The sequence below is a fragment of the Luteimonas aestuarii genome (genome assembly GCF_004357985.1).
Taxonomy (GTDB): domain Bacteria; phylum Pseudomonadota; class Gammaproteobacteria; order Xanthomonadales; family Xanthomonadaceae; genus Luteimonas; species Luteimonas aestuarii.
The window spans coordinates 69102-87904 of sequence record NZ_SMTF01000010.1 but is presented as its reverse complement, the minus strand read 5'-3'; the positions used below and the strand labels follow the sequence as shown (position 1 = coordinate 87904).

At 69.1% G+C, this 18803-nt stretch carries 16 protein-coding genes; 6 read left to right on the top strand and 10 right to left on the bottom strand.

Features of this window, described 5'->3' with window-relative positions:
* The first annotated feature begins 35 nt into the window (after nt 1-35).
* From E2F46_RS12200 to E2F46_RS12190, 3 genes are all read left to right on the top strand, one after another.
* Nucleotides 36-2387, top strand: a complete 2352-nt coding sequence (locus tag E2F46_RS12200; protein WP_133322421.1) for a Tex family protein — start codon at nt 36-38, stop codon at nt 2385-2387.
* Nucleotides 2388-2721: 334 nt separating this feature from the next.
* Complete coding sequence (locus tag E2F46_RS12195) at nt 2722-3129, top strand: hypothetical protein (RefSeq protein ID WP_133322420.1); 408 nt, start codon at nt 2722-2724, stop codon at nt 3127-3129.
* A complete protein-coding gene (locus E2F46_RS12190; protein ID WP_133322418.1) occupies nt 3122-3328 on the top strand; it encodes an oxidoreductase-like domain-containing protein in 207 nt (68 codons plus the stop codon). Before E2F46_RS12195 ends, E2F46_RS12190 begins: the two co-directional genes overlap by 8 nt.
* Nucleotides 3329-3451: 123 nt before the next feature.
* Here the strand turns inward: E2F46_RS12190 and E2F46_RS12185 are convergent, their stop codons facing one another.
* From E2F46_RS12185 to E2F46_RS12170, 4 genes are all read right to left on the bottom strand, one after another.
* A complete protein-coding gene (locus E2F46_RS12185; RefSeq protein WP_133322415.1) occupies nt 3452-4741 on the bottom strand; it encodes an McrC family protein in 1290 nt (429 codons plus the stop codon).
* A 3-nt stretch (nt 4742-4744) separates the two neighbouring features.
* Nucleotides 4745-7630, bottom strand: coding sequence for an AAA family ATPase (locus E2F46_RS17705; protein ID WP_133322413.1), 2886 nt, complete (start codon nt 7628-7630; stop codon nt 4745-4747).
* A gap of 153 nt (nt 7631-7783) precedes the next feature.
* Nucleotides 7784-9703 carry a tRNA uridine-5-carboxymethylaminomethyl(34) synthesis enzyme MnmG gene (mnmG, locus tag E2F46_RS12175; protein ID WP_133322411.1) on the bottom strand — a complete coding sequence of 640 codons (1920 nt, stop codon included), beginning with the start codon at nt 9701-9703 and terminating at the stop codon, nt 7784-7786.
* 440 nt (nt 9704-10143) lie between these two features.
* Entirely contained in the window at nt 10144-10851 is a 708-nt protein-coding gene (locus E2F46_RS12170) for a hypothetical protein (protein WP_133322409.1), read from the bottom strand.
* A 174-nt stretch (nt 10852-11025) separates the two neighbouring features.
* On the opposite strand from E2F46_RS12170, the gene E2F46_RS12165 reads away from it, so the two are divergent.
* Genes E2F46_RS12165 through E2F46_RS12155 form a run of 3 tightly spaced genes read left to right on the top strand, consistent with a single transcriptional unit; the run spans nt 11026 to nt 13022 of the window.
* Entirely contained in the window at nt 11026-11979 is a 954-nt protein-coding gene (locus E2F46_RS12165; RefSeq protein ID WP_133322407.1) for a pyridoxal-phosphate dependent enzyme, read from the top strand.
* Nucleotides 11973-12587 (top strand): YdcF family protein, encoded by a 615-nt coding sequence (locus tag E2F46_RS12160; protein ID WP_133322404.1) that lies wholly within the window; start codon nt 11973-11975, stop codon nt 12585-12587. Before E2F46_RS12165 ends, E2F46_RS12160 begins: the two co-directional genes overlap by 7 nt.
* A 15-nt stretch (nt 12588-12602) precedes the next feature.
* Nucleotides 12603-13022 carry a ketosteroid isomerase-related protein gene (locus E2F46_RS12155; protein ID WP_133322402.1) on the top strand — a complete coding sequence of 140 codons (420 nt, stop codon included), beginning with the start codon at nt 12603-12605 and terminating at the stop codon, nt 13020-13022.
* A gap of 73 nt (nt 13023-13095) precedes the next feature.
* Here the strand turns inward: E2F46_RS12155 and E2F46_RS12150 are convergent, their stop codons facing one another.
* The 6 genes from E2F46_RS12150 to bioB form a co-directional block, all read right to left on the bottom strand.
* Nucleotides 13096-13695: a hypothetical protein gene (locus tag E2F46_RS12150; protein ID WP_133322400.1), complete on the bottom strand. Its 600-nt coding sequence runs from the start codon at nt 13693-13695 to the stop codon at nt 13096-13098.
* A gap of 72 nt (nt 13696-13767) precedes the next feature.
* The gene (gene bioC, locus E2F46_RS12145) at nt 13768-14667 is read right to left on the bottom strand and encodes a malonyl-ACP O-methyltransferase BioC (protein ID WP_133322398.1); all 900 of its coding nucleotides are present in this window, start codon (nt 14665-14667) and stop codon (nt 13768-13770) included.
* A complete protein-coding gene (bioH, locus tag E2F46_RS12140) occupies nt 14664-15455 on the bottom strand; it encodes a pimeloyl-ACP methyl ester esterase BioH (protein ID WP_133322396.1) in 792 nt (263 codons plus the stop codon). The genes bioC and bioH overlap by 4 nt, the downstream gene beginning before the upstream one ends.
* On the bottom strand, nt 15452-16456 hold the full coding sequence (locus tag E2F46_RS12135) for a multidrug resistance efflux transporter family protein (RefSeq protein ID WP_133322393.1): 1005 nt from the start codon (nt 16454-16456) through the stop codon (nt 15452-15454). The genes bioH and E2F46_RS12135 overlap by 4 nt, the downstream gene beginning before the upstream one ends.
* A complete protein-coding gene (bioF, locus tag E2F46_RS12130) occupies nt 16453-17775 on the bottom strand; it encodes an 8-amino-7-oxononanoate synthase (protein ID WP_207949574.1) in 1323 nt (440 codons plus the stop codon). The genes E2F46_RS12135 and bioF overlap by 4 nt, the downstream gene beginning before the upstream one ends.
* Nucleotides 17702-18754, bottom strand: a complete 1053-nt coding sequence (gene bioB, locus E2F46_RS12125; protein ID WP_133322389.1) for a biotin synthase BioB — start codon at nt 18752-18754, stop codon at nt 17702-17704. The genes bioF and bioB overlap by 74 nt, the downstream gene beginning before the upstream one ends.
* Nucleotides 18755-18803: the final 49 nt, after the last annotated feature.

Sequence of the window (18803 nt, the reverse complement as noted above, 5' to 3'; positions counted from 1 at the left end):
CTCCGCGGCCGGATGCCGCACGCACCATGGACGACATGCCCGACTTCAGCCCCGCGCTCGCGCGCAAGATCGCCGCCACCATTGCCGACGAGATCGGCGCACAACCCGCGCAGGCGGTCGCCGCCATCGCCCTGCTGGATGAAGGCGCGACAGTGCCGTTCATTGCGCGCTACCGCAAGGAAGTCACCGGCGGGCTCGACGACACCCAGCTGCGCAACCTGGAAACGCGGCTGACCTACCTGCGCGAACTGGAAGACCGTCGCGCGGCGATCCTGGCCAGCATCGACGAGCAGGGCAAGCTGACGCCGGAACTGCGCGCCGACATCGACGCCGCCGACAGCAAGGCGCGTCTGGAAGACCTGTACCTGCCGTACAAGCCCAGGCGCCGCACCCGCGCGCAGATTGCGCGCGAGGCCGGGCTGGAGCCGCTGGCCGATGGCCTGCTGCAGGATCCCACGCGCGTGCCGGAGGACTTCGCCGCGCAGTTCGTCGATGCCGACAAGGGCGTGGCGGACACCAAGGCCGCGCTGGAAGGCGCGCGCGCGATCCTGATCGAACGCTGGGGCGAGGACGCGGCGCTGGTGGGAGAACTGCGCGGCTGGCTGCAGGCCAATGGCGTGATCCGCGCCAGGGTGGTCGAGGGCAAGGAAGCCGCCGGCGAGAAGTTCCGCGACTACTTCGACCATGCCGAAACGCTGGCGAACATTCCCTCGCATCGCCTGCTGGCACTGTTCCGCGGCCGGCGCGAGGAGTTCCTGACGCTCGACCTCGACCCCGGCAACGATGCCGACGCCGGCCACCTCTACGCCGAAGGCCGCGTGGCGCTGCACGCCGGTGTGTCGGACCAGGGCCGCGCCGCCGACGCCTGGCTGCGCAATGCCTGCCGGCTGGCGTGGAAGGCCAAGCTGCACCTGCACCTGCTGATCGACCTGTTTTCGCAGGCGCGCGAGACGGCCGAAGCCGACGCCATCGCCGTGTTCGGCGACAACCTCGAGGACCTGCTGCTGGCCGCGCCGGCCGGGCCGAAGGTGGTGCTGGGGCTCGATCCCGGCATCCGCACCGGCTGCAAGGTCGCGGTGGTCGATGCCACCGGCAAGCTGGTCGCCACCGACACCCTCTATCCCCATGAGCCGCGCCGACAGTGGGACCAGTCGCTGGCGTCGCTGCGCAAGCTGTGCGTCGCGCACGGCGTGCAGCTCATCGCCATCGGCAACGGCACCGCCAGCCGCGAGACCGACAAGCTGGCCGGCGACCTGCTGAAGCTGCTACCCGACCGGAAGATGCAGAAGATCGTGGTCAGCGAGGCGGGCGCATCGGTGTATTCGGCGTCGGAAACCGCGGCGAAGGAATTCCCGGGGCTGGACGTGTCGCTGCGCGGCGCGGTGTCGATCGCACGCCGGCTGCAGGATCCGCTGGCGGAACTGGTGAAGATCGAACCCAAGGCCATCGGCGTGGGCCAGTACCAGCACGACGTGGACCAGTTCAAGCTGGCGCGTGCGCTGGATGCGCGGGTCGAGGACTGCGTGAACGCGGTGGGCGTGTTCGTGAACACCGCATCCGGCGCCTTGCTGTCGCGGGTGTCGGGGCTGTCGTCGACGGTGGCCGAGAACATCGTGGCGCATCGCGATGCCAACGGCCCGTTCAAGTCGCGCCGCGAACTGCTGAAGGTGCCGCGGCTGGGCGAGAAGACGTTCGAGCAGTGCGCCGGCTTCCTGCGCATCGCCGATGGCGACGAACCGCTCGATGCGTCGTCGGTGCACCCGGAAGCCTATCCGGTGGTCGAACGCATCGTGCAGGCGACCGGCAAGCCGATCCAGTCGCTGGTCGGCGACGGCAGCTTCGTGCGCACGCTCAAGCCGGCGCAGTTCACCGACGAACGCTTCGGCGAGCCGACGGTGCGCGACATCCTCAGGGAGCTGGAAAAGCCGGGCCGCGATCCACGACCCGAGTTCAAGGCCGCGAAGTTCGCCGACGGCGTGGAGGACATCAAGGACCTGCGCGAAGGCATGATCCTGGAAGGCGTGGTCAGCAACGTTGCCGCGTTCGGTGCCTTCGTCGACATCGGCGTGCACCAGGACGGGCTGGTGCATATCTCCGCGCTGTCGGATCGTTTCGTGAAGGACCCGCGCGAAGTGGTGAAGGCCGGCGACATCGTCAGGGTGAAGGTGCTGGAGGTCGACGTGGCACGCAAGCGCATCGCACTGACCCGGCGGCTGGACGATGCGCCCGCAGCGCGCGAGGGTCGCACCGAAGGCGGACGCAACGGCACGCGCGTCGCGCGCGGGGCGCGCGACAAGCCCGCCCCGCGCGGAAGTGCACCACACGCCAGCGCCCCACCCGCCGACAACGCACTTGCGGCAGCATTCGCGCGGGCGCGGAAGTCCTGATGGCGTACTGCGCGGGGCGCTGCGTGCGCGTGAGGCCGTGGACGGTCTGGCGCCCATCAACTCCACGCAGACCCGTCTGCGACCTAGAGGCGCGAAGCATCTCGGTTCCGTTGCGCCACGAGTGGAATGCAACGTCCATGGGCCCCCGCCTTCGCGGGGACGACGAGCAAGGATCAGCGAAGGCTTCGTCATGCCCGCGAAGGCGGGCACCCATGGACGTTGGCACCTGTCAGGCGGGATACTCGTGACTTCCCTGCTCACTGCACGATAATTGCCACAAACGAATCGGCGACACTCCCGTTGCGCCTGCCGCCCACACACACGGGGAACCGCAATGCCCACGCTCGACACGTTGCATCGCCACATCCGTTGGATCGCGCTGTTCGCCATCCTGGTCAGCGTCGCAACCTGGACGGTCGACTTCGCCGGGCTGGTTTACGTCTGTCCGTTCTGTCGCGCGCAGCGCAGCGTGATCGGACTGCTGGGTCTGTTGATGCTGTTGCCCAACCCGGGCCACTGGCTGGTGCGCTGGCTGGCCGCCGTGCTCGCGGCGTTCGGTGTCGTAGTCGCCAGCACCCAGCACTTCGCCGGTTGGCGCAGGATCAGTGCAGGCGAGTTCGCCTTCCGCGAGCCGTTCGTCATCGATCCGTTCCTGCTCGCGGGCGCGGCACTGTTCATCATCATCGGCCTCGTGCTGCTGGTGTTTTCGTGGCGGCCGCAGCGCACCGTCAGCCATGGCTGAGCGCGCAACCACCAGCGCACCCGGGCCACATGGCCCTTCGGACGATCCGCGCCCGCAGCCGCCGGAGGCGCCGCTACCCAGCGATTGCTGCGACAGCGGCTGCGACCCCTGCGTCTACGACCTGTACAACGACGAACTGGTGCTTTATCGCCAGCGTCTGGACAAGTGGCGGGCGCGCCATCCTGAGATCGCGCAGTAATTAGCCAGCACCCCTGCTTGCGTAATCGGCACCGAACAACGCCCCGCACCGGGCAGCGCAGTTGGCACGCACAACCCTGCTGCCTTTGCGGCGCGCAACGAGAGTGCTACCGCAACCTCGATCTCATGCGGCCGGGGCTGCAGGCCACGCTTCGCCAACGGGCGCGCTTTCCAGTCGCCCCTGCTCCAGATCAAACGGCACCACCCACAGCCGCAGGGTGTCGCTGTAATCGAAAGCGGGCAGTGATTGCGGCAGCGATGCCGTTTTCGGATAGACAAGCAACAGCTCGCCCGCACCTTGCAGATAGTGGTGGCCGTAGGCAAAGAGCTGGTAGAAATCAGCTTGCTTCAAGCCGTACTTCTCCCTGCTGTTGTCGAGCGCGGCGTCCAACCGTTTCCATTTCGTGTCCAGCACCCAGCGCCGTCCATCGCGTTGGGCCATGAAGTCCGGTTGCAGCTGGAACCACTGCTCGGACCGGTGTCCGCACAGGTAGCGGCTTGATGGCGTGCGCTTGAGCGTGGTTCCGGCGGGCAGCGTCCGGCGCAGGCACACTTCGACATAACGCTCAAACAGCTTTTCCATCGGGAACAGCAGGCTGTGGCCGCGCCAGTGTCCAGCAAATGCCAGCGGTGATTGCTCGTTGAGGACCAGCGAACACCAGGGCCGCGCCGGTCGGTAATGCGCCAACAGGCGATCGTCACGCCAGCGCCTGAAATCCGCCGCGATGTTGCGGCTGCACGGCACCTCGGCCAACCGCGTGGCCAGTTCGCGCGACAGGCGCCAGTTGTCCGGATGCTGCGCCGACCGGCACACGCGGTCCAGCGCCGCACGCAGCAGGCGGTTCTCGGGCCGGTCGGCGTCGAACACATCATGCTCGACCTGGAAAAGGTGCGCACGCCCTGCCGGCTGTCGCAGTTGCCACCCCACTTCCAGCCGGCCACGCAGGTACGGCTGCTCCTCGCGCACGGCGTGGTAGTCGAAGCGCAGGCCCCGCTTGACCAGGCCATCCAGGGCGCCGAGGAACTGCCGCATCACCCATTCGGTGAGCGGGCCGTCGAAGGTCTCGATCGACGCCGGCCCCGACTCGCGCGGTTTCACCTCCATGCAGCGCGACAGCATCCTGCGCAGCAGCGCGCGCGCGCGCGGCGCCTCGTCCGCGCCGTCGAACGCCTTGGGCAGGATCTCGATGCGCGTGCCGCAGGGGGTTTCGATCACACCAACGTAATTGTCCAGCCGCAGCCAGCGGCGGTCGTGCAGCTCCACCAGCGGTGCGCCCGCGGCGCGCAGGCGCGCGCTTTCCTTGCACAACCAGTCGAAGGCGCTGTCGGGAACGCTGGCCACGTCCAGCGAACCGGCGCCGTCGATCCGGCCCGTGGTCAGGCGCGCATGCTCGCGGACGACGACATGGCGCATGGGTCAGCCCTGCGCCGCCTCGATGATCCCGATGTAACTTTCCGCCCGACCAAAGGCCTCTGGATTCAGCCGCCACAGCATGCGCTCCGGCACGCCGTCGGCCTCCACCCCGAACAGCCCGGCATCGGGTGGGCTGGGCAGTACGAACCGGTGCGCGTCGGACGTCTTGCGATGGTCATTCAGCACCCAGTGGATGCGCTGCCAGTCCTCGAAGAAGTATTCCTGCAGCAACGGGATGATCTGGCTGCGGAACACCTCGGCCAGCGCATCCAGCGATGCGCCTCTGCCCAGCGGCATCAAGCAGGCGTGGCCGATGCAGTGGTCGCGGTCCAGCAAGGCTTCGATGCGCTGGTTGATCACCGTGAGCAGGCGTTCCAGGTCCACGCCTTCGATCTCCCGTCCCTGCAGCAGCTCTGGCCGCGGCGGCATTTCCACGAACGAGAACCGGCGCCGCAACGCGATGTCAAGTGATGCCAGTGACCGGTCCGCCGTATTCATCGTGCCGATCAGGTACACGTTCCCGGGTACCGAGAACCGCTTCTTCGAGTAAGGAAGCGTGACCTCCAACTGCTCGGGCATGCCGGCGCGCTTGGACGGCTCGATCAGGGTAATCAGCTCGCCGAAGATGCGTGAGACGTTGCCGCGATTGATCTCGTCGATGATCAGTACCCGCGGCGCGTTTGCGTCGCGCGACTCCTCGGCCGCCAAAAGCGCAGCCAGCTTGTCCATGTTGATCGATCCCGGCCGCAGCTCGTACAGCGTCATCTGGCTGAAGCGGTTTTCCATCAGCTCCTGATAGGGCACGCCAGTCTCGTACACCCGCAGCCATTTCACGCGCCGGCCCTGGGAATAGCTGTCGTCCTCGCGCGGCACATGCAGGTACCCGCTGGTGACTACGCCGATGGCACGGAACTTCAGGTTGCCCTCGGTGACCACGAACAGGTCGCCCACCTGCACCCGACGGATGAACGTGTTGAGCGCCGTCACCGGGTAATCCAGCGTCCCTTGGGCCGGATCGGCCTCGCGCAGCCGCCGCAGGATGTCCTCGCGCGACTCCACGTCGCCAAGATCGGCATCGCCGCCAAACCCGATCAGCGCCAACCCCTGCGCGATGCAATCTTCGTAGACGCCTTCCTCCACACCGGCCTGGCCAAGCGAGATCTTCCAGACCCTGCGCCCGGCCAGGTCAATGCCTTCAGCCGCCGCCTGCACCACGCGCTGCTCGGCTGCCGCGCAGACCTGCTTGAACACGCCATCCTCGATTCGGTACTCGATCTGGCCCGTCACATCATTGGTGCCGGCACGGATGCCTTCGACGAAATCCTCGTAGCCGAAACTCTGGTGGAAGGTCACGAAGCGCACCTGTCCTGAGGCGACATGCGCATCGAACTTCTGTTTCATCGCCTCTCGGCTGCCGGAAAAGCCCGGATCCAGGATCGCCAGTGCGCGGTCGATGGTGGCGAAGGTCTTGCCGGTGCCGGGCGGCCCGAACAGGATCTGGTTGAGGGGTTCGGTGCTCAAGACAGCCTCCGCGTCGTCCACGTCGTCGTTGTCGTCATCTTCCTGCTCCGTATCCGTTGACTGGCTGATGGCCACCCACAGGAATCCCTGTGCATCCACGCGATCGGCGGGCATCCAGCCCTCGTCCTGCAATCGCTCGAACACCCGTCTCACCAGCCCATCCACGCGCACCACGTCGACGCCCGCCAATCCCGCCCGGGTCCAGTCGAAGCCAGGGTCCAGCAGGCGCAGCGCACGCCTCAGCTCGCTGGTCTTGAGAAAGATGTGCCGGTCGGGGAACGCCAGCGCCAGGCACAGCCCCACGATCGACCGTTGCGCCGCGGGCAGCAGCTTCTGGCCTTTGCCCGCGTGGGCTTTCCACCGGGCGATGAATGCATCCACGCGACCCGACACGTCGGCGTCACCGTCCAGCAGGTCGGCCAAGGCTTCGGCTAACCCGCTGCGACCCTGCTCGCCCAGGCGGTCGATGACGTCGACGTAGCGCCATCCCACGACGTTCTGCGGCTTGCGGGTACTGCGCAGCGGCATGCGCAGGAACTTCAACAGACCGGCGCCCGCTTCCGACCAGTGCCGCTGCGACAGTGGCGCCAGCACCAGCGTGCGGTACAGCGCGATCATCTCGTCCTTGTAGATGCGCTCTTGATCGCGATACCGGGGGTCGCCCGGAAATCCGGCGAAGTCGGGATACGCGGCCAGGAAGCGGGAGCGCAGCGCCGCATAGCCTTGGTCGAACGCGGACGCCGGTGACGTCGTGCCTCGCCCTGCCTGCTTGTCGTGCCGCAACCTATAACTTCCATCGGGCTGCAGGTCGATGCGGACGCTGTCGCCGGGACGCGGCTGGATGACCTTGTAGTAAGGCCCCATCCGGGTACGCAGGCGGCCGGACTGCTTGTTGGACGAGCGCACGTCCGACCGGAACCGCCAGCCCGTGTCGGTGTCGAATTCGGCGACCCGTCCCGGCTTGTCCCCTTGGTCATCGCCCAGCATGTCGGCTGGAAACGGGCTGTCGGACAACCGGCGCAGCGGCAAATAGGCGTTGTCGATCGCGCCTTTCGTCAGGGTCACGCGGTAGCCGCTGTCGTCACTTGCCCGCATGCGGTCACGCCAGTACGACAGCGCGTTACCCACTTCCTGCAGGTTGCGGCTAATGTCGGGCGCATCGGTCAGGGCGGCAGCAAACCGGCCGACCGCGGTTTCGGCGGCAGCGGTATCACGGGCGAAGGGGTCCAGTTCGCCCTGCTCAATCAGATAGCCGACAGCACGCCAGATGAAGGCGGCGCTTCCCGTACCCGTCCTGCTGCCACCTACCTTCCCCTCCTGCCAAGTCGGATAACGATCCAGCGCTGCGTGTATTGCCTCGTCATTCATCCGGCTTGGTCTCCGTTCTTGCTCGACCGGCGCGGCATTGTGCCCAATCGAAAGAGCAATGACACCCCGTCGGTTTGACCGACCACATCACGCAACTGGAACGGTGGCACTCCAGATGCACCGGGCCACGGGGCCTTTTTCGCCGATCCGGCTTCAGCGCGCCGCCGCGCGCGATGCACCTTCGGTCGCGCTGCCGCGCCTGCTTCGTTCCAGGTGCACCAGCAGTAGCGAAATCGCCGCGGGCGTCATGCCGGGGATGCGCTGCGCCTGGCCTACGGTCTGCGGGCGCACGCGTTCCAGCTTCTGCTGCACTTCTGCCGACAGGCCGCTTACCCGCGCGTAGTCGAAGTCGTCGGGGATCGGCGTGCCTTCGTTGCGCTGCGCGCGGGCGATCTCGTCGCGCTGGCGCTGCAGGTAGCCGGCGTACTTGGTTTCGATCTCGACCTGTTCGGCGACGACGACCGCGACCGGGGTTTCGGGAGCGAATGCCGAAAGCGACGCGAGCTTCGCGTAGTCGAGTTCGGGCCGGCGCATCAGGTCGAGCGCGGAGTTCTCGCGGCTCAGATCGATGCCCAGCGTGTCGATGGCTTCGCGCCCGGCCGCATTGTTGGGCGATGCCCACAGGCCGCCGAGGCGCGCGGTTTCGCGCTCGATCGCGTCGCGCTTGGCCTCGAAGCGCGACCAGCGCGCGTCATCCACCAGGCCCAGTTGGCGACCGGTGGGCGTCAGCCGGAGGTCGGCGTTGTCCTCGCGCAGCTGCAGGCGATACTCGGCGCGCGAGGTGAACATGCGGTACGGCTCGGTGGTGCCGTGGGTGATCAGGTCGTCGACCAGCACGCCCAGGTACGCCTCGTCGCGACGCGGCGACCAGGCATCGAGTTCGCGCACGAAACGCGCGGCATTCACGCCCGCCAGCAAGCCCTGCGCCGCGGCTTCCTCGTAACCGGTGGTGCCGTTGATCTGGCCGGCGAAGAACAGCCCGGCGATCGCCTTGGTTTCCAGCGAGGTCTTCAGGCCGCGCGGATCGAAGTAGTCGTACTCGATGGCGTAGCCGGGGCGCGTGATGTGCGCCTGCTCGAAGCCGGTGATCGACTGCACCAGCTGCAGCTGTACGTCGAACGGCAGCGAGGTGCTGATGCCGTTGGGATAGATTTCCACGACATCCAGCCCCTCGGGCTCGACGAAGATCTGGTGGCTGGCCTTCTCGGCGAAACGCACCACCTTGTCCTCGATGCTGGGGCAGTAGCGCGGGCCGATGCCTTCGATCTGCCCGGAATACATCGGCGAGCGATGCAGCGCGCCGCGGATGAGTTCGTGCGTGCGTTCGGTGGTGTGCGTGATCCAGCACGACACCTGCTGCGGATGATCCGCATGCGAGCCCATGAACGAGAACACCGGACGCGGATCATCGCCGGGCTGTTCGTCCATCTTCGAATAGTCGAGCGTGCGGCCATCGATGCGCGGTGGCGTTCCGGTCTTGAGCCGGTCGATGACGAACGGGCGCTCGCGCAGTCTCGCCGCCAGCGTGGTGGCCGGCGGATCGCCCATGCGTCCGGCGGCGTACTGGGTCTCGCCGATGTGCACCTTGCCGGCGAGGAAGGTGCCGGCGGTCAGCACCACGGCCGGCGCCTCGAACCGCAGCCCGGTCTGGGTGACCACGCCGCGCACCACATCGCCATCGATCAGCAAGTCATCGACTGCGGCCTGGAACACCGTGAGGTTCGGCTGGCGCTCCACCGCACGACGGATGAAGGCGCGGTAGAGCGAACGGTCGGCCTGCGCGCGGGTAGCGCGCACTGCCGGGCCCTTCGAGGCATTCAAGCGCCGCCACTGGATGCCGGCCGCATCGGCCGCCTTCGCCATGGCGCCGCCCAGCGCGTCGATCTCCTTGACCAGGTGCCCCTTGCCGATGCCGCCGATGGCCGGGTTGCAGCTCATCGCGCCCACGGTCTCGATGCTGTGGGTGAGCAGCAGGGTGCGCGCCCCGGCGCGCGCGGACGCCAGCGCGGCTTCGGTGCCGGCGTGGCCGCCGCCGATCACGATCACGTCATGCTGGTGGAAGCGGTGGTCCATGGGTCGAGGGGTTGGCATTGCGGGCGGCCGGCGGTCCGGCATTGTCGCGGAAGCAGGCCCGGCCTGTCGTCGCCACCAACACACGCAGGCCAGGAAGTTGGCACGGTTCGTGCGTGCGCTCTGGAGGCACCCGACGTTGGCAAGCGTCTGTAGGGGGCGCGGCTGGAGATTGGAACAGGGCTGGCCATGCACAACCCGGGGAAGCACAGGGGCCGGATGTCGGGGGACATCCGGCCCCTTTTTTTGCTGCGGGACCGCAGCGGTCGGCGCTGGATAGCGCCGACGCCCGGCGGGAGCGGAACAGGGGGGATCCGGTAATCCCCCGCCGGGTGTCGACAGGCACTCAAGACAGGTTACGTCGCTTTGCGACACAACCGGTCACCTGAATCTAGCTTGGCGTCAGCCGGGCCTCAACGCAAGCAGTTTTTGGAGGGGATCGATCACGGCTCCTGCTGCGCACCGGCATCCCGCCGTGACGGCTGCGGGCGTGGCGCGGGCGCAGGGCGCGACTGCGGGGCCGGACGCGGCTGGACCGCTGCAGGCTGAGGGCGCGACATCGGCGGGCCTCCCTCCATACGCCGAGCGGGCATCTGGCCACGGTGGCCGGGGGCTGCCTGCGGAGGGCGCGACATCGGCGAGCCGCCGGACTCGCGGCGGGGGCCTCCGCGCCAGCCCTCTCCCGGTCCGGGCGGCAGGGCACCGCCGGTGTACGGGCCACGGCTCTGGCTGCCTTGCGGCGGCGGGCTTGGCCGCCGCACTGGCGGACGCTGCCCACCCATCACCGGGCCGGCGGCGTCGGGCTCCGGCGGACGATGGTCGGGACGATGCGGCCGGTGCGGGCGATGCGGCCAGTACGGCGGGCGGTAGGCATAGGGAAAGCCGTAATACGGTCGATAGGCGCCGTAGTAGCCGTAGGGTCCGTAGCCATAGGGGCGACCAAAGCCACCGTAGCCGAACCCGATGCTTCCGTACCAGCCTCCCGGATAGCCGTAGCCGAGCGAGCTGTAGGGCGCCCCGTAGACGTAGTGGGTGCCGGGCTGGCCGTAGTAGTAGTCTCCGCTTCCGCCACGATAGCCGTAGCCGCTGACGCAACCGGCGAGCAGCAGCGTGGTCGCCACGGCGGCCAACTTGATGCGGATCATGGTCATGCCCCTGTTCATGATTTTGACAGCATCCGCCCGAGGCATTGAATCCGCCCTTAACCCTCACGACCTGCGGTCAGCTGCCTGAACAACAGGGGGAAGTCGTGGCGCACGTCGATTGCGACCGCGATGACCGCCCGCACGATGGGCGGCTGCGCGCCCTTCCGCTAGTCTGGTGCCATGAGTGCCCCATTCACCCAACCCACCCATGCGGACATCCTGTCCGCGGCGGCGCGCATCGCGCCCCATGCGCACGTCACGCCGGTCCTGCAGGCGCGCAGCCTGGACGATGCCGCCGGCTGCGCCCTCGCGTTCAAGGCGGAGTCCATGCAGCGCGGCGGCGCGTTCAAGTTCCGCGGCGCGTGCAACGCGGTGTATTCGCTGGAGGCCACGATCGCGGCGCGCGGCGTGGTGACGCATTCGTCCGGCAACCATGGCGGTGCGCTGGCGCTGGCGGCGAAGCTGCGCAGCCTGCCCTGCCACGTCGTCGTGCCGGAGGGTGCGGTGCGTTCGAAGCTCGCGGCGATCGAGGCACACGGCGCCGTGCTGCATCGCTGCGCGCCCACCATTGCGGCGCGCGAGGCGATGTGTGCGCAGGTGCAGCGCGACACCGGCGCCGACCTGGTGCATCCCTATGCCGACGCCCGCGTCATCGCCGGCCAGGGCACCGCGGTGCTCGAACTGTTGCACGCACGGACGCTGGATGCGGTGGTGGTGCCGGTGGGCGGCGGCGGACTGGCGTCGGGCACGGCGATCGCGTTGGCCGCCATCGCGCCACAAACCGCGCTGTTCCTCGCCGAACCCGCCGGCGCCGCGGAGACGCTGCTGTCGCTGCAGCGTGGCGAACGCGTCACCGACTTCACGCCCGACACCATCTGCGATGGCCTGCGCGGCACCCTGGGCGAACCGAACTTCGACATCCTGCGCGCGCACGGCGCCGAGGTGATCGCGGTGGAGGACGACGCCACGCGTGCGGCGATGCGTCTGCTGTTCCAGCGGGCGAAGCTGCTGGTGGAACCGTCGTCGGCGATCGCGCTCGCGGCCGTGCTCGCGCAGCCGGCACGCTTCGCTGGCAAGCGCGTCGGCGTGGTGCTGACCGGCGGCAACGTCGATCCGGATGCGCTGCCATGGTGAAGCCCGCCCAACGCAAGCCGCGGCGCTTCCTGCGCTTCGTGTTCCGGCTGGCGCTGCTGGTCGTGCTGTGGCTGCTGGGCGTGGCCGGCCACATCCTGTGGGTGGGCGAGCGCGACCAGGCCGCGCCGGCGGATGCCATCGTCGTGCTGGGCGCCGCCGCCTACGACGCGCAGCCGTCGCCGGTGTTCGAGGCGCGCATCGAGCACGGCCTGGACCTGTACCGCGACGGCTACGCAAGGACGCTGATCTTCACCGGCGGCTATGGCGGCAGCCGCGCGCGCTTCGCCGAATCCCAGGTGGCGCGTCGCTATGCCCTGCGGCAGGGCGTGCCGGAGGACGCGATCCTGATCGAGGCCGTCTCGCGCACCACGCACGACAACCTGGTCCAGGCGCGCCGGTTGATGCTGGACCACGACCTGCGCCGCGTGATCATCGTCAGCGATCCGCTGCACATGGCGCGTGCGCTGCGCCTGTCGCGCCGGCTGGGCATCGATGCGCTGGGCTCGCCCACGCCCAGCACGCGCTTCCGATCGTGGCGCACGCGGCTGGAGTTCCTGGCGCGCGAGACCTACTTCTTCCACCGCGACCTGTTCGACGGCGCGCGCTGACCTTCCGGAGCCCCCATGCCCGACGATTCCCCCAGGCACGCCGCCATTGCGCTGGTGCGCGGCTACTACGCCGCCTTCAACCGCGCCGACTGGTCGGCGATGCTGGCCCTGCTGCACGACGACGTGGCGCACGATCTCAACCAGGGCCCGCGCGAAACCGGACGCGATGCCTTCGCAGCGTTCCTCGCGCGGATGGACCGCTGCTATCGCGAGCAGTTGCACGACATCGCCGTCGTGGCATCGGACGATGGCCGGCGGGCCGCGGCGGAATACGTGGTGCACGGCGAATACCGGGTCGCCGACGCCGGCCTGCCGCCCGCGCACGGCCAGCGCTACGTGCTGCCGGGAGGCGCGTTCTTCGAGGTCCGCGACGGCCGCATCGCACGCGTCAGCAACTATTACAACCTGGAGGAGTGGCTGCGCCAGGTGGGATGACTGACTCCACGCTGCACGACCGCAATGCGTCGTGATGCCCGGGAAGCGCACTGTCGCGCCATCGCGGTTCGCGTCACAGCATGTTGCGCTGTAGCGTCAAACCTTCCAGCAGCAGGTAACGCGTGGCCGCGGCACGGTCCGAGGGCTCGAAACCATCCAGCGCATCCACCAGCCAGCGGAACGAGCGACAGCGCGCATCACGGCTGGCCGCGTCGGTACCGGTGGCGGCAAGCCCCGCGGTGAAACCGTCGTTGAGGAACATCGCGGTCGCGCCGGCCGACTTGACCACCTGTTGCGCGGCGGCCGCGTCGTAGGGCTGGCGCGGCGACTGGAAGCCGGACACCGCCACCATCGCCAATGCATCGGCGAAACGCTGGCGACTGTCGTCGCCCAGGCCGTTGGCCGCGCGCTGCAGGCCGTTGATCGAGCGATCGGCGTCGGGCTCGAACAGCGCGCACAGCGCACGCGCATCGTCGTCGCGCTGCGATGCGGCGTGCACTGCCTTGAACACGCGATCCATGTCGGCATCCGGCGCGCGCAGCACCACGTCCTCGGCCAACACCGACATCGCAGCCGGATCGAACGAAGACAGGTCGAACTGCGCCGGCGCAGCCGTGGGCCATGCCAGGATGGCGCATGCCAGCAGCATGCCTTGGTGTCGGATGGCGGCCATCCCGTGTCTCCTGCAAGCGTCAGGCGGCCAGTGTGTGTGGCGCGGGCTGAATCGTCGCGAAGCGCGGCCGGCTCAGCGCCTGCGCACGGGGATGCGGTGGGCCGGGAAGCTCGCGGTTTCGCCATCGACCCCGCGGATGGGTGCGCCAGGCGCGGGCGCCCAGGCCATCGCGGTGATGACCTCCCAGCTGGCAGGCAGCTGGCCGTCGTCGCGGCGTCGCGGCTCATACGCGGCGGAAGCGGCGGCGAAGCGTGCGCGCCCGGTGAGCGTGTGTCGGCGCGAATGCAATGCGTTGGTGGCGCCCAGCGCACGCAGTTCGCGCATCAGGCCAGGCAGGTCGGCGTGGCCGCGCACCAGCACATCGCGATCGAGCACCGGATCGCGGAAACCGGCATGCACCAAGGCGTCGCCGAAGGCGGCGATCGACACGAACGGACTGACGTGTGGCACTGCGTCGGCCTGCGAGAACGCGTCACGCAACTCATGCAACGTGTCCGGCCCGAAGGTCGAGCACAGCAGCAGGCCGCCGGGCTTGAGTACGCGGCGGAAACCGGCGAACGCCGCGGGCAGGTCGTCGACCCACTGCAGGCAGAGGTTGGAGAACAGCACGTCGACGCTGGCATCGGCCAGCGGCAATGCACGCAGATCGGCGCAGACGCGATCGATGGGCTTGCGCAGCGGGTTCCAGCCGTCGCGCGCCGGCGATTGCCGCAACATCGGCAGGGCGAGGTCCAGCGCAACCACCCGCGCCTTCGGCCAGCGCGCGCGCATCGCCCGTGCAGCGTTGCCCGGGCCGCAGCCGACATCCAGCACCAGTCCCGGCACGCGGTCGTCCAGATAATCGAGCGACTCCAGCAGCCAGCCCTCCACTTCACGCTGCAGCGCGGATGCGGACGCGTAGCTGTTCGACGCACGCGAGAACGCATGGCGCACCTGGCGGGTATCGAACACGGGCGGATTGCCGCCACTCATGGTGCCGCCGCCATGCCGAAGACACGTGCGCCGAATGTCGCCAGCTCCGCGGACACGTCTTCGGCATGGGTCAGGAACGGCGCGTGCCCGGCATGCTCGACCACCACCATGCGCGCATCGGCGACCTCCGCGGCGGCGGCCTGCATCGCGCGGGGGTCGACCAGCCGGTCGCGGCGCCCGGCCAGCCACAACGTCGGCATCGACAACGCGGGCAGCGCGGGGCGCAGGTCGGTGGTTTCCAGCAGTTCGAGGCCATCGGCCAGCACATGCGTGGCGGGTTCGCCACGCGCGAAGACTTCATTGCGCAATGCGCGCATCTCGCCGCGCGCATCGTCGGAACCGAACGCCTCCAGCGCGATGAAGCGGTCCAGCGTGGCGCGGTAATCGCTGCGCAGTCCCAGGGCGAAGCCACGGAAGATTTCCGGCGACATGCCCAGCCGCCAGTCCTCGCCGCGCACGAAACGCGGACTGGCGCAGAGCATCGCCACGCCCGCCACCGATTCGCCGCGCGTCGATGCTGCGTGCAGCGCGAACAATCCGCCCAGCGACCAGCCGACCCACAGCGCGCGCGGCACGCGCTGCGTGAGTTCGGCCACCACCGGTTCGAGCGCCAGCGCGAGCGCGGCGTCGCGGTTGTGGCCGTGTCCGGGCAGGTCCACCAGGTGCAGGGTGAAGTCGTCCGCGAGACGTCCTGCCAACGCATCGAACACGCCCGAATGCATCGCCCAGCCATGCAGCAGCACCAGCGGCGGCCCCTTGCCGCGCGTTTCGATCCGTAGCGTGGTCATGCGCCCTTGTCCGTCCGCAGTATTTTCGTCGCGCGCGCGCTGCCGGCGGCGGGTCGCGCCACCACCCAGGCGAAGGCGACGATGCCCGCCACCACCACGAGCGCCCCGGCCAGCGCACTGCCGCTCGGCCAATGCTCGCCCAGCAGCAAGACGCCCAGCAGAACGGCAAACACCACCTCGGCGCCTTGCATGGCTTCGGCCGCGCCCAACGCCAGCGGCTGGTTGCGCACCATGCCGGTAGCCTGGAAGAACAGCACCGTGGCGATCACGCCCGCGAACAGCGCCACGCCGGCCGCCAGCCACGCCTGCGCCATCGTCGGCGCGCCTTGCGTGGTGCCGGCGTACAGCGCCACCAGCAGCCACAACGGCTGGCTGGCAAGGGTCAGGCCGAACACGCGCTGGGTGGCGTTGAGCGCTTCGCCCGTGCGCTCGAGATGCAACAACAACAGCCGGTTGCCCAACGGATAGGCGAACGCCGCCACCAGCACGCAGGCCAGCGCGATCCAGCCGCTGCGATCGAGCGCACCACTGGCATGACCGAGCTGCATCATCAGCACGCCCACCAGGATCACCGCCGCCACGGCCAGCCCGGCAGGCGGGATGCGGCGGCGCGCATCGCGATACAGCAAAGGCGCGCACAACATGCCGGCGATCACCGTGAACTGGAAGCTGCCGGCGACCAGCCACGACGGCCCGCTGGCGGCGGCGAAGCTGAGCATGCAGTAGAACAGCACGAAACCGATCGCCGCGCAGCGCAGCCACGCGAGCGGGTGCGCGACGATCGCCCGCCACACCGGCGCCATGCCGCCCTGCCAGCGCATCAGCGGCAGCATCAGCGGCAAGGTGATCAGGTAGCGCAGCGATGCGATCCAGGCCCAGTGGCCGCCTTCGCTGGCGCTGGCGCGATTGAGCACGTAGGTCATGGTGAAGAACAGCGCCGACAGCAGGGCGACGCCAACCGCCGCCAGTGCGAGGCGGCCCTGCGCATTGCCGGCGCTCATGCGACGTGGCTGTCTGCTGCTGCGCCGACGCGATTGCGTGCCACCGCCAGCGCATCGACCAGCGCATCGACGTCGGCATCGGTATGCGCGGCGCTCAACGTGACCCGCAGGCGCGCCCGCCCTTCCGGCACCGTGGGCGGACGGATCGCGGCCACCCAGAAGCCATCGCGCTCCAGCGAGGCCGACATCGCCAGCGCCGTGGCGTTGCCGCCGCACAGCACCGGCTGGATCGGCGTGTCGGAGGGCATCAATTCCAGGCCATGCCGCTGCGCGTCGGCGCGGAAGCGCGCGACCAGCGCGGCGAGTTTTTCGCGCCGCCAGGCCTCGCGGCGCGCCAGTTTCACCGCGGCCAGCGTGGCGGCGGCCTGGGCCGGCGGCAATGCCGTGGTGTAGATGTACGGGCGCGCGGTTTCGGCGAGGTGGCGGACGAGCTCCGCGTCGCCCACCACCATCGCGCCGTAGCCGCCCAGGGCCTTGCCCAAGGTGGCCAGGCGCAGCGGTGCCGCGCGCAGGTCCAGCCCGGCCTCGGCGACGCTGCCGCGGCCGTCCGGCCCCAGCACGCCGATGCCGTGCGCGTCGTCGACATACAGCAAGGCCTTCTGCATGCGCGCGGCCAGCGACAGCTCGCGCAGCGGCGCGACATCGCCATCCATGCTGAACACGCCGTCGGTGGCCAACATTGCGGCACCGCCGGGCGAGGCGCGCAGCTGGCGCAACGCGCCTTCGGCATCGGCATGCGGATAGCGGCGCAGGCGGCAGCCGGACAGGCGCGCGGCATCGACCAGGCTGGCGTGGTTGAGGCGATCCTGCACGCAGACGTCGTTGTCGCCCAGCAAGGATTGCACCACCGCGAGGTTGGCGAGGTAGCCGTTGCCGAACAGCAGCGCGGCCGGCACCTCCAGCCATTCGGCGACCTCGCGTTCCAGCGCCTCGTGCGCGGCGTGGTGGCCGCAGACCAGGTGCGATGCCGCGGCGCCGGTGCCCATGCGCGACGACGCGTCCTGCAGCGCGGCGGCGACGGCGAACTGCTGGGCGAGGCCCAGGTAATCGTTGCCGCAGAAATTGGTCAGCCAGCGCGGCGTGCCGTTGCCATCCTGCACTTCGCAGCGCATGCCGTCGCGGCGCAGCACCGTGCGCCGCGTGCGCAGCAACGCACGCGCCTCGCGTTCGGCGCGCTGCGCGGCGATGCGTTGGCGCAGGTCTGTGCGTTCGGCCATGGGGCGCGTCACCGGAGTCGCGTGTCGCTCAGGCGGCGCAGGGACGCGCGCCCTCGACGATGTCTGCGTGCACGGTGCCGCCATGGTCGTGGCCGTGCGCATCCACGGCGACCGGCATCGGCCGCAGGCCGAGGCGCGCGAACAATGCGAGGTCGCGCTCGGTATCGGGATTGCCGGTGGTCAGCAGCTTCTCGCCGTAGAAGATGGAGTTGGCGCCAGCCAGGAAGCACAGCGCCTGCAATTCGTCGCTCATCTCGTCGCGCCCCGCGGAGAGCCGGACCATAGACTGCGGCATCACGATGCGCGCGACCGCGATGGTGCGCACGAATTCGAACGGATCCAGCGCCTGCGTGCCGTGCAGCGGCGTGCCTTCCACCTGCACCAGGCGATTGATCGGCACCGAATCCGGATGCGCCGGCAGGTTGGCCAGCGTGCGCAGGAAGCCGGCGCGCTGGCGGCGCGTCTCGCCCATGCCGACGATGCCGCCGCAGCAGGTCTTCATGCCGGCATCGCGCACGTGTTCCAGCGTGTCGAGGCGATCCTGGATCTCGCGGGTGCGGATGATCGAGTCGTAGAACTCGGGATCGGTGTCGATGTTGTGGTTGTAGTAGTCCAGGCCGGCGGCGCGCAGCGCAGTCGCCTGTTCGCCGCTGAGCATGCCCAGCGTGGCGCAGGTCTCCAGCCCCAGCGCCTTCACCTCGCGGATCATCGCCGCCACCTTGGGGATGTCGCGGTCCTTCGGCGAACGCCAGGCCGCGCCCATGCAGAAGCGCGAGGCGCCGGCGGCCTTGGCCTGCTTCGCCTTCTCGACAACGTCCTCGGTGCTCATCAGCTTGGTGGCGTCCACGCCGGTGTGATAACGCTGTGCCTGCGGGCAGTAGGCGCAGTCCTCCGGGCAGCCGCCGGTCTTGACCGACAGCAGGGTGCTGACCTGGACCTCGGCCGGGTCGAAGGCCTCGCGATGCACGCTGGCGGCGCGGTGCAGCAGCTCCGGGAACGGCAGGTCGAACAGGGCTTCGATCTCGCGCAGCCCCCAGTCGTGGCGGGGCGCGGTGGCGGGGGCTTGGCTGACGCTGGACATGGGGATTCCCTGACGGACACGCGGGCTTGCGGCCGGCAGTCTGGAAAGC